Source organism: Bifidobacterium mongoliense DSM 21395, assembly GCF_000741285.1.
Classification (GTDB): domain Bacteria; phylum Actinomycetota; class Actinomycetes; order Actinomycetales; family Bifidobacteriaceae; genus Bifidobacterium; species Bifidobacterium mongoliense.
The window spans coordinates 80,417-91,992 of sequence record NZ_JGZE01000018.1 but is presented as its reverse complement, the minus strand read 5'-3'; the positions used below and the strand labels follow the sequence as shown (position 1 = coordinate 91,992).

Annotated in this window: 10 protein-coding genes; 3 read left to right on the top strand and 7 right to left on the bottom strand. The window is 65.2% G+C overall.

The features are described from left to right. The coding region (locus tag BMON_RS07290; RefSeq protein WP_420307805.1) for a DEAD/DEAH box helicase at positions 1-1,623 on the bottom strand (1,623 nt) is incomplete at its 3' end. 237 nt (positions 1,624-1,860) lie between these two features. On the opposite strand from BMON_RS07290, the gene BMON_RS07285 reads away from it, so the two are divergent. Continuing rightward, positions 1,861-2,367 carry a glutathione peroxidase gene (locus BMON_RS07285; RefSeq protein WP_051918005.1) on the top strand — a complete coding sequence of 169 codons (507 nt, stop codon included), beginning with the start codon at positions 1,861-1,863 and terminating at the stop codon, positions 2,365-2,367. A gap of 6 nt (positions 2,368-2,373) precedes the next feature. On the opposite strand, the gene BMON_RS07280 is transcribed toward BMON_RS07285, so the two are convergent. After that, positions 2,374-3,342 carry a hypothetical protein gene (locus tag BMON_RS07280; protein WP_193345835.1) on the bottom strand — a complete coding sequence of 323 codons (969 nt, stop codon included), beginning with the start codon at positions 3,340-3,342 and terminating at the stop codon, positions 2,374-2,376. Positions 3,343-3,694: 352 nt separating this feature from the next. Here BMON_RS07280 and ettA point away from each other — a divergent pair, with 352 nt between their 5' ends. Next, positions 3,695-5,371: an energy-dependent translational throttle protein EttA gene (gene ettA, locus BMON_RS07275; RefSeq protein ID WP_033511681.1), complete on the top strand. Its 1,677-nt coding sequence runs from the start codon at positions 3,695-3,697 to the stop codon at positions 5,369-5,371. A 185-nt stretch (positions 5,372-5,556) separates the two neighbouring features. Continuing rightward, positions 5,557-6,477 carry an acyl-CoA thioesterase gene (locus BMON_RS07270; protein ID WP_033511679.1) on the top strand — a complete coding sequence of 307 codons (921 nt, stop codon included), beginning with the start codon at positions 5,557-5,559 and terminating at the stop codon, positions 6,475-6,477. Positions 6,478-6,495: 18 nt separating this feature from the next. Here the strand turns inward: BMON_RS07270 and BMON_RS07265 are convergent, their stop codons facing one another. From BMON_RS07265 to tilS, 5 genes are read right to left on the bottom strand one after another with little or no spacing between them, the layout of a single operon-like run. After that, positions 6,496-7,032 (bottom strand): DUF3180 domain-containing protein, encoded by a 537-nt coding sequence (locus tag BMON_RS07265; RefSeq protein ID WP_033511677.1) that lies wholly within the window; start codon positions 7,030-7,032, stop codon positions 6,496-6,498. Continuing rightward, positions 7,029-7,799, bottom strand: coding sequence for a 2-amino-4-hydroxy-6-hydroxymethyldihydropteridine diphosphokinase (locus BMON_RS09325; protein ID WP_051918004.1), 771 nt, complete (start codon positions 7,797-7,799; stop codon positions 7,029-7,031). Before BMON_RS09325 ends, BMON_RS07265 begins: the two co-directional genes overlap by 4 nt. A 7-nt stretch (positions 7,800-7,806) precedes the next feature. Further along, positions 7,807-9,894 (bottom strand): ATP-dependent zinc metalloprotease FtsH, encoded by a 2,088-nt coding sequence (ftsH, locus tag BMON_RS07255; RefSeq protein ID WP_033511676.1) that lies wholly within the window; start codon positions 9,892-9,894, stop codon positions 7,807-7,809. Then, complete coding sequence (gene hpt / locus BMON_RS07250; protein WP_081882985.1) at positions 9,891-10,454, bottom strand: hypoxanthine phosphoribosyltransferase; 564 nt, start codon at positions 10,452-10,454, stop codon at positions 9,891-9,893. Before hpt ends, ftsH begins: the two co-directional genes overlap by 4 nt. Continuing rightward, entirely contained in the window at positions 10,441-11,574 is a 1,134-nt protein-coding gene (gene tilS / locus BMON_RS07245) for a tRNA lysidine(34) synthetase TilS (RefSeq protein WP_033511672.1), read from the bottom strand. The genes hpt and tilS overlap by 14 nt, the downstream gene beginning before the upstream one ends. Positions 11,575-11,576: the final 2 nt, after the last annotated feature.

Sequence of the window (11,576 nt, the reverse complement as noted above, 5' to 3'; positions counted from 1 at the left end):
ACGACGCCCCGAGGCATCGCGCAGGCCCTGCGTGTCACCGGTGCCGTATTCGCTCCGGCGTTCCGAGCGATCGGAAGAGCGGGTTCCGCCGCCGCGGCGATCCTCGCGATAGCCGTCGCGACGCTCGTCACGTCCCCCGCGATCCCTGCCGCCACGGCGCGATGACCCCTTCGAACGACCGGAACGGCCCTGGGAGGATCCACGATGGCGCCGGCCCGTACCGGGCACGTTCTGCACGGGGGTGGGCAGCGCCCAGCCCTTGACGAGCGGGGCATGCTCGCCGACGAGTTCCTTGAGTACCGGCGAGGCCGGGGTGATGTCCTCGGCTTTGGCCTGTATGCCGGCCTGCCGCAGCATGACGCGAGCTTCGCTACGCTGCTCGGGCAGCACCAAGGTCACCACGTCGCCGGATTCGCCGGCGCGCGCCGTGCGTCCCGAGCGGTGCAGGAAGGACTTGGGATCCTCCGGCGGCTCGGTCTGCACGACGAGCCTGACGTCGCTCACGTCGATGCCACGGGCCGCGACGTCGGTGGCGACCATGACGCGCACATCGCCATCGGAGAAAGCGGCCAGATGCCGGTCGCGCTGGTGCTGGGAGAGGTTGCCCTGCAGGTCGACGGCGGGGATGCCGGCGTCGGTGAGCTTCTTGGCCATCTTCTTGGCCTGGTACTTGGTGCGCGTGAACAGCAGCCGCTTGCCCTTGCCCGAAGCGAGCTCGCGGATGACCTCGTACTTGTCGGGCTTGCTCACCCGGAAGACGTGCTGGGTCATCGTATCGACCTGGGCGTCGACGGCGTCGACGGCGTGGATCTTCGCATCGGTGAGGAACTCACTCACGAGGGCGTCGACACCGTGGTCGAGCGTGGCGGAGAAGAGCATGCGCTGACCATCGCGGTCCACCTGCGACAGCAGACGCTTGACTGCGGGCAGGAAGCCCATGTCGGCCATCTCATCGGCCTCGTCGAGCACGCAGATCTCGACGTCCTCCAGGGACAGCAGGCGCTGGTGCAACAGGTCCTCGAGACGGCCCGGGCAGGCGACGATGATGTCGGCGCCGTCGCGCAAGGCGTCGACCTGACGCTTCTGGTTGACGCCGCCGTAGATGGTGACCGTGCCCATGCCGTAGGCGTCGGCCAACGGCCGTATGACCTCGTCGATCTGGTTGACCAGTTCACGCGTCGGCGCCATGACCAGGCCCCGCGGGCGCGGCAGCATGGCCTGACGGCGCGACCGCTCGTCGCCGTGCTCGCGCCAGTGCTCGAAGCTGCGGATGGCGGCATCGCTGCCGTTGTTCTCACCGAGCCGTGCGACCAGCGGTATGGCGAAGGCCAAGGTCTTGCCCGAACCGGTCTGACCACGTCCCAGCAGATCACGGCCGGCCAGCGAGTCGGCCAGGGTGTCGGCCTGAATCGGGAAGGCCGTGTCCTTGCCGTCCTTGGCCAGCACGCTGACCAGACGGTTGGGCACATGCAGCTCGGCGAAGGTGGGGGCTTGGGCCTCATCGTCATATGTCACGCCCGAGGCGCGATCGGACGACAGGGCATCCTCGTCATGCCGGTTGGCGGACGGGGCATCAGTATGGTTATGGGAATTGAAGGACAACGAAGAACGACGGTTCGGCACAATAGCCTTTCACATGGTGAACTCATATGAAGCCTGCCGAACGGTATGCCGTCGGGGCTTCCTGTACATAGTTGGCGTTGCAAACGCAAGCACGGCACATCATATCAGCACGACTGGAGCCGGCGGTGTTCGTCGAGGACTGAACATCGCCCTGTCCCTATGCCCGCGAACCGACGGCCGGTAGGCTGGAGGATACCGGCATGGACGATCATCACCGCCGCTCATCAAGGAGGAATCATGACACAGGACACAGGTACCGAACCGGCAACCGACACCATCTACGACTTCACCGTGCGAGGGCAGGACGGCCACGACGTGCCGCTGTCACGATACCGGGGCAAGGTGCTGCTTGCCGTCAACACCGCCACCGGCTGCGGATTCACGCCGCAGTACGAGGGGCTTGAGGCGCTGTACCGCACCTATCGCGACCGCGGCCTCGAGATCCTCGACTTCCCCTGCAACCAGTTCGCCGGTCAGGCCCCGGGCAGCGACACGGAGATCCACGAGTACTGCGTGGGCCGTTTCGCCATGACCTTCCCCCAGTTCTCCAAGATCGACGTGAACGGCAAGGACGCCGACCCGCTGTACGTCTGGCTCAGATCGAAGAAGGGCGGCATCGGCGGCGATCGCATCAAGTGGAACTTCACCAAATTCCTCATCGACCGACAAGGCCATGTGGTCGCGCGGTACGCACCGAAAACCGAACCGAAGGAGTTCGAGCGGAACATCGCCGCGCTGCTCTAAGCAGTCCTACCGGATGATGAGTGCTTCACCGCCATCGGCCGTCCCGTGGCCGTCATCGGGCGTGGCGTCATCGCCCGCATCGCGTTCCCCGTCGGAGCCCGGAGCGGGATTCCGCTGCACCGAATCACCGGGTCCGGCACTTTGGCGCTTGTGTTTCGGACCCGTCTTGGCAAAGGAGCCGGCCTGTGCACCGTGATCGTCGGGAGTCCCGTCCGCCTGACCCCGATATCGGTTCATCATGGCGCCCTGCAGCACCTGGGCGCTCGGCGGCGTCCAGGTCAGCGCGTTGGCGCCGGCGGCGATGGTCTCGAGAATCGAGGCGTCGTCCCTGCCGCTGCTGGCGAGCACGGGGATTTCCGGGTAGCGTTCGCGGATGCTGTAGACCACGCGGGGCGTGTCCCTGCCCGCCGCAACGTTGATGGCACCGGCACCGGCCTCGATCTTGTCGGCCACCGTCCGATCCCATTGCGTCACCGTGGCGACGACGGGAATGTTCACCGCCATCGCCACATCACGCACCGCGGTCACCGGCGACGGGGAGTTCAGCACCACGCCGGCCACGCCCTGCATCTCCGCGAAGACCGCCAGCTCGATCACGCGGCTCCCGGTCGTCGTTCCTCCACCGACGCCCACGAAGACCGGAGCCTGCGCGACCGCCAGGATCGCCTGGGTGATGACCGGATGTCCGGTGAACGGATAGACCGCGAGCACGGCGTCGGCATTGGTATTGCGAATGATCGCCACATCGGTGCTGTATATAAAGGAATGCAAACGGCGGCCCTGCAGCACGATGCCGGAGCTGCGCGCGATGACCTTCGGCACACGAGCCGCAGGGGAGCTCAGCGGATTCTCAATGGGCAACGCCTCACGCGGCGCCCTTGAGCCTTCGACCACGAATTCCGCACGGTCCTGATCCTGGGGCTCAAGATATGTGCCCTCGTCGCGGTACCCCTCGGGTAAACCTTGCATGGTCATGTGATCACTCCTTCCGGCTACGACATGGACGGTATGCTCCCGGCGGTGACGCCCCACATGCGCCGGCCTGCACCGCCCCCGGATGCATCTGGTTCATCCGCTCGTGCCCGCACCGGGACCCGACGACATCGGATCCCTGCAAACGGCTACACGATTTTACGCGCGCGTTCCCGACAACACGCTCCGGATGCTCCGCTCATACGCTGAGAAGGAAACCGGTCGAGCCAAGCCCCGTGCATACCCGGAGACACCGCGCCAACACGCCGGATACGGTCAGCCTGCTGGGTTAGCATGGGTGACGCGATACGACCCCCTAGGACCATATGCCTAAGGCAAGAACAGGAAACCCCAGTTGGCAGAATTTATTTATCAGATGATCAAGGCCCGCAAGGCCTTCGGCGATCGAGCGATCCTCGACGACGTGACCCTGAACTTCCTCCCGGGCGCCAAGATCGGCGTGGTGGGACCGAACGGCATGGGCAAGTCCACACTGCTGCGGATCATGGCCGGCCTCGACACCGTCTCGAACGGTGAAGCCTACCTCACCCCCGGCTACAGCGTGGGCATCCTGCAGCAGGAGCCGCCGCTCGACGAGACCAAGACAGTCGGCGAGAACATCAAGATGGCGTTCGGCGACGTGTACCGCAAGGTCACGCGCTTCAATGAGATCGGCGAGGAAATGGCCGACCCGGACGCCGACTACGACGCGCTGATGGAGGAAATGGGCAAGCTGCAGACCGAAATCGACGCGGCGAACGGTTGGGATCTCGACTCCCAACTCGACCAGGCGATGGACGCGTTGCAATGCCCCGACCCCGACACCCCGGTGACCGTATGTTCGGGCGGCGAGCGCCGCCGCGTGGCCTTGTGCCGCCTGTTGCTCGAAGCCCCCGACCTGCTGCTGCTCGACGAGCCGACCAACCATCTGGACGCCGAGTCCATCCTGTGGCTCGAGCAGTTCCTGCACCAGTACAAGGGTGCGGTCATCGCCGTCACCCACGACCGGTATTTCATGGACAACGTCGCCGAATGGATCTGCGAGGTCGACCGAGGTCACCTGTATCCCTACAAGGGCAACTACTCCACGTATCTGGAGACCAAGGCCAAGCGCATGGAGATCCAGGGCGCGCGCGACGTCAAACTCGCCAAGCGCCTGCGCAACGAACTCGATTGGGTGCGCAGCTCCCCCAAGGCGCGGCAGGCCAAGAACAAGGCCCGTCTGGAGCGCTACGATCAGATGGAGAACGAGGCGCGCAACTCCAAGAAACTCGACTTCTCGGAGATTCAGATCCCGCCGGGGCCCCGTCTGGGTTCGCAGGTACTGGAGGCCAAGCACATCCACAAGGCCTTCGGCGACCGCGTGCTCATCGACGACCTGTCGTTCACCTTGCCGCGTAACGGCATCGTCGGCGTGATCGGACCCAACGGCGTCGGCAAGACCACCCTGTTCAAGACGATCGTCGGGCTCGAACCGGTCACTTCCGGTCAACTCGTCATCGGCGACACGGTGAAGATCTCCTATGTCGACCAGAACCGTGAAGGGCTCGACCCCAACAAGAACCTCTGGGAGGCGGTCTCCGGCGGACTGGACTACATCGAGGTCGGCGGGGTCGAGGTGCCGACCCGCGCCTATGTGGCCAGCTTCGGCTTCAAGGGCCCTGACCAGCAGAAGATGACCGGGGTGCTCTCCGGCGGCGAACGCAACCGGCTCAACCTGGCCCTGACACTCAAGCAGGGCGGCAACCTGCTGCTGCTCGACGAGCCGACCAACGATCTCGACGTCGAAACCTTGGAATCCCTCGAGAACGCGTTGATTGACTTCCCCGGTTGCGCCGTGGCCATCTCCCACGACCGCTGGTTCCTCGACCGCATCGCCACGCATATCCTCGCGTGGGAGGGCGACGACGAACACCCGGCGCACTGGTACTGGTTCGAGGGCAACTTCCAGGCCTATCAGGAGAACAAGGTCGAACGGTTGGGCGAGGAAGCCTCACGCCCCCACCGTCTGCACCGCAAACTGACCCGCTGAACGGCGGGCCACGGATGGCCTGACGGCCCCGGACGCAACCAAGCGACCCGTGGCCGTCACCGTATGGTCATCCAACCGCAATATGACCGAGCATGACCTGAAACAGTGGTCTCGTACCATCGGGGTCAAGGCGAAGAGGAAAGCGGTCACCACCAGCGATCACGACGACACCAAAGAGGCACGACATGACGAAGGAATCCACCACTCCATTGGAACATCTGAACCGGGTCCTGCGACTCGACAACCCGTCGAATTACCGGGGGCACACGTATATCAACGGTGAGAGCATGTACTTCCCCACTGGCCGCGTCTACGGCGGCCAAGTCATCGCCCAATCGCTCGTGGCGGCGGCGAAGACGGTGCCCCCCTCACGGTTGCCGCACTCCATCCACGGCTATTTCATCACGGCGGGCGACATCCATCAGGACCTCCTCTTCGACGTGGAGTCGCTGCGTGACGGACGGTCGTTCTCCGCCCGCCGCGTCAACGTCACCCAATCACACGGATCGATCCTCACCGCCATCGCCAGCTTCCAGGAGCGTGGCCAGAACGGCGTCGAATTCTCCGACCCCATGCCGGCCGATGTGCCGGACCCCGAGACCCTGACGAGCGCCAAGAAGCTCATGGAGCCCTTCGCCGAACAATCGCCGTTCGCGAATTACTACGCCGAACAATCGCCGTTCGACATCCGCCATGTCTCGAAACCGATCATGCTCGAGGCCGACCGCGACAGCGCCGACAAGGACAGCGGCAGGCAGATGGTCTGGATGCGTGCCGTGGGCGGTGACTTCGAGATGTCGCAGACCATCAATCGCGCCATGCTGGCGCTGGGTTGCGACCAGATCATGATGGAGCCCGTGCTGCGCCGCGCGGGGCTGAGCATCGCCACACCGGGCATCTCCTACGCCTCCATGGACCATTCGATGTGGTGGTACCGCGACGTGGATATCCGCGATTGGCACCTCTATGTCCAGGATGCCCCCACCGCCGCGCACGGGCGGGGTCTGGGCATTGCGAAGGTCTATGCGCAAAGCGGCGAACTCGTCGCCGTCATGAGCCAGGAGGCCATGATCCGCGTGCCCGAAGAGAGGCTCTCCGACAAGTAGCCCAATGGCTCGGCGGCATCAGTGCCGCACGCGCGTCGCCGCTGGAGTGACGCTCCTGCGGCCGGAGACGCCCGCGACTCGGGGGTGTTCCGCACCCTCGTCCGGTGGCAGCTGGCACAGCCATTCACCGATGATGCCGATGACCATATCGATCAGACAGATCACGGCGGTGACGGCGCACTCGATGAGGACGGTCGTATAGTAGGGCGCCTCGGCGTGGGTGATGACGACGAGAATCTGACCGCCGTACCAACCGGCGAGAGTCGCTCCCGCTATGGCCAAGGCCTTGCTCAGCACCAGTGCGTAAACCGCCCGCAGGGGATCGAAGAAGGCCGTACGCTTGCGCGGATCGGTCGTGGCATATCGATGCACCTGCAGGGCCAGGGTCAGCACCACGACACCCAGCACCACCAATAACGCGGAGACGATCCAAGGCGCTCCTATCAGCGAAACGCCGGCGAAACCCTCGCCGAAATACGCGACCGCAGCGCCGGCGCCGAGTCCCACCGCCATCGCCGTCACGTAGTACCACCACGGAATACGCTGCGCCCTCATCGCGTCTCCCCGATAATCCAATGATCGGATTGGATGCCCACGGCATCCGCGTCCGGTGCGCCGGCCAGCAGGAAGGACACCGGTGTGCCGTCATAGGTCGCGTCGGGATCCATGTCGAACCAGGGGGCGAGCACGGCCGCACTCCGCCGGGCCGGAGGCCACGGGATGGTGCAGGTATCGTCGTCGACGCTCACGCCCTCCATGTCGACCAGACGCAGTGTGACGGCGCCTTCATGACCGACCTCGACCGAACGCAGCAGTCCGACGAGAGTATGCGGGGCGAGGCGCGTGGACAGTTCGATCACGGCTCGTGATTCATCGGGTCCGTCGATGCCGGCGGCATGATACAGCGGAGAAATGCCCTCGACCTGGTTGCCCGGAGTGGCGTCAAGGGTGACCACGGCGGCCCTGAGCCGTTCCTCCGCGCCGGGGACGCGACTGCCCATCGCGACGACCGCCCGACGTGAGATGACGGGTTCGGCGGGTTCGGCGTTCTCCGGCCGATTCGAGGACCGTACGGATCCGGATTCGCCCGTCGGCTGCGGCATGCCGTCCACGCCGGATTCGGGCGCGGACGCAGAGGCCGTCGGGGTCCAATGGTGGCCGAAATGTACCGGCACGTCATCGGCCACGGTCTCATCGCCGTCACGGCGAACCATGACGTCGATGTGGATGTGACCGCTCAGGGAGGCCAGCACGGCATCGTCCACCCCGTCGATCCGCATGCTGACCTGGGTGTCCGGCACTGATGGGGCGTCGATCGTCATCGTGGGGTCACTCCCCCTGCTTCATACCAACGGAACGCTTGAGTGATTCGGGGATCGGCACCGGAGGCAGATCGGACACGGGGCGCTTGTCGCTCGACAACCACTGCGCACGCTGCGGGGCCTTCTTGATGCCGGCGAAGATCGCCGCGAGCTCATGGGCGTCGAGCGTCTCCTTGACGAGCAGCTTGCTCACCAGGTCGTCGAGCACCGCACGGTTCTCGTTGATGATCGTCCACGCCTCGGTGTGTGCGGTCTCGACGAGGCGCTGCACCTCCTCATCGATGAGCTCGGCGGTGTGCGCGGAAAGCCGCCGCGGCTGCAGGCTGTCGATCCCGGAGGCCTGATCGTCGGTCTGCTCCCACTGCACGGCGCCCAGCTTCGAGGAGAAACCGAACTCGACGACCATCTTACGGGCGATGCCGGTGGCCTTCTCGATGTCGTTCGAAGCCCCGGTCGTCGGATCGTGGAAGATGACCTCCTCGGCGACCCGGCCGCCCATGGCGTAGGCGAGCTGGTCGAGCAGCTGGTTGCGCGACTGCGAGTAGCGGTCCTCGGTCGGCATGACCGCGGTGTAGCCCAGGGCCCTGCCACGGGGCAGAATGGTCACCTTGGTCACCGGATCGGTGTTGTTGAGCGCGGCGGCGACGAGCGCGTGGCCACCCTCGTGGTAGGCGGTGTTGCGCATCTCCTCGAGGGCCATGCCACGGGACTGGCGCTTGGGGCCGGCCTGGACGCGGTCGATGGCCTCGTCGATGGCGCGGTTGTCGATGAGCTGGGCTCCGGCACGGGCGCACAGCAGGGCCGCCTCGTTGAGAACGTTGGCCAGGTCGGCGCCGGTGAAGCCCGGCGTGCGCACCGCGATGGCGTGCAGATCGACGTCCGGCACGAAGGGCTTGCCTTTCGCATGGACCTTGAGGATCTCCTCACGGCCTTCGAGATCGGGCGCCTCGACGCCCACCTGACGGTCGAATCGACCCGGACGCAGCAGGGCCGAATCCAGGACATCGGGGCGGTTGGTGGCCGCGATGATGATGAGGTTCGTGTCGTTGTCGAAGCCGTCCATCTCGACGAGTAGCTGGTTGAGCGTCTGCTCGCGTTCGTCGTGGCCGCCGCTCATGCCCGAGCCACGCTTGCGGCCGACCGCATCGATCTCGTCGATGAAGATGATGGCGGGGGCGTTCTTCTTGGCCTCTTCGAAGAGGTCGCGCACCCTGGAGGCGCCGAGGCCGACGAACATCTCGACGAAGTCGGAGCCCGCCATGGCGTAGAACGGCACGCCGGCCTCGCCGGCGATCGCCCGGGCCAACAGCGTCTTGCCTGTTCCGGGAGGGCCGTACAGCAGCACGCCGCGCGGGATGCGGGCGCCCAGGGCCTTGTATTTGGATGGATCCTTGAGGAAGTCCTTGATCTCCCGGACCTCTTCGACCGCGGACTCCTCGCCCGCGACGTCGGAGAACTTCGTGGTCGGAGTCTGGCCTTCGAGCAGCTTGCCGTTGTTCTTCTTGCCTCCCATGCCGAACATGCCGCCGCCGGCACCGCCCATGCGGCTCATCATGAACCAGATGAGGAGCATGAAGATGATGAAGGGCAGGATCGAGGTGATCAGGTAGCTCCAGATGCTCGTCTGCTGCATGCTGGTCGTCCACCCCTTGGTGGGGTTGGCCTTCTGCACGAGTTGGACGATGTCGCGGCTCTGGGCATAGGTGTAGTAGAACTGCACGTCCTTGCCGTAGTTGTGCTGCCTGCCGGTATTCGGATCGGCCCGCGTGAAGTCCTGGTCCAGGGTGAGCTTGACCTGTTGCTTATTGTCGACGATTTCGGCGAATTGGATCTGGCTGCCCTTGAGCAGGCTCAGGCCATCCTTCGTCTCGATGGACTGCGGCCCCTGACCAGCGACCATCTGGAAGACCATGACGATCATGAGCACGAGCAGGACCACCCACAGCCACGGCGATTGCCAGAACGGACGCTTGCCTCGGGGTCCCTGACCGTCGTCCCGACGGTTGAACGGATTGCTGAACGGATTGTTGCCGCCGTTCTCGGGGCCGTTGCCATTGCCCGAGGGGGGACGCTGCGGACCTTGTGGGAAGCTCATGCTTGTTCTCCTTGATACACTTCCGCCTTGAGCACCGCGATGGAGTCGAGGTTACGGAAGCGTTCGTCGTAATCCAGGCCGAATCCGACGACGAACTCGTCGGGTATGTCGTAACCCTTGTATTTCACATCAACGTCGGTCTCCCTGCGCGAAGGCTTCTCCAACAGCGCAAAGACCTCCACAGAAGCCGCACCCCGCCGCTTGAGCTCCTTGACGAGCCAGTCGAGCGTGCGACCCGAGTCGACGATGTCCTCGACGATGAGCACGTGACGGCCCTTCACATCGGTCGACAGATCCTGCCGGATGGTGATGCTGCCGCTGCTCACGGTTCCCGATCCGTAGCTGGAAATGCTCATGAAGTCCATCTGCGCCGGAATGCTCAGGGCTTGGGAGAACGCCGCCATGGTGTTGATCGCGCCTTTGAGCACGGCGACCAGGAGGATGTTGTGATCCCGGTAATCCTTGCTGACCCGCGCCGCGACGGCCGCGATCTTGTCATGAATCTGGGTTGTGCTGACCAACTCGTGGTCTATATCATCTCGAACATCAGCAATCTGCATGCCCACCATCTTGGCACACGCGAATGACGTGTTTCTGACGGGATGCTGAGTATCCGCTGGGAAGGCTGACCGGGCCCTGGCCATGCCAATCGGCGATGAGCCGGTCGATGTCGACGACCTGGGCGGAGGAGCCCTGGACGCCCAGGTCGTGCAGGGCATGGGCGATCGCCCTGAGACGAATCGCCTGGTGTGCCCGCCCCAGAACATCCACGTCGATGACGGCCCGGGCGCCGCGGGACACCGCCTCGCCTTCGTCCGACACCGCGCCGGAGCGCGCACCGGTGATCGCGATGCCTCGCCGGACCAATTCGTCGGCGCGTTCGTCGAGATACGCCTTGTCCAGACCGGCTTGCGGTGACGAGGTCAGGTGGCCCACGATATCGGCTCCGGTGAACCGCTCGAGATACGGCACGAGGTCGTGCCTGATTCTCGTGCGCAACGGGTACCGCGACGGCAGCTCGTTGGACGGGTCGATGTGTTCCGCATTGGTCGGGTCATCCCACCAGGACAGGCCGAGGTCTCGGCACAGGCCGGTCGTCTGTTCACGCGTCATGTCCAGCAGAGGCCTCAGGAAGGTCACGCCGTCGCGCTCGAACCGTGCGGGCATGCCCGCCAAGGCATCGATCCCCGAGGAACGCAGCAGTCCCATGAGTATGGTCTCGGCCTGGTCGTTGCGCGTATGGGCCAGCAGCACGGCCGCGGCCGAAGTCGTATGAGCCACTTCGGCGAGCGCCGCATAACGAGCCTGCCTGGCGGCCGCCTCCACACCCTGTCCACGGGCGACCACCGTGACGCCCCGCACCACGACGGGATCCAGGCCGATGGCCCGGCATCGCTCGGCCGCCTCCTCGCTGACGCGACGGGAACCCTCCTGCAGCCGGTGGTCGATGAGCACGGCGCCGCAGCGCACGCCCAGGCTCGCGCAGACGGTGTGGGCGGCGGCCGCCAACGCCATGGAGTCGCGGCCCCCGGAGCAAGCCACCATCACGAGCGGCGCATCGCGATCCGGCCGATGCTCGCCGTGGCGAGAGAACCGTTCGTCCTGCAGCGCGATGCCGGCCGACTCGAGCGAGCGGCGCACACCGCCCACCGCCTGGCGCAATCTCGGTGAATAGGCCATGA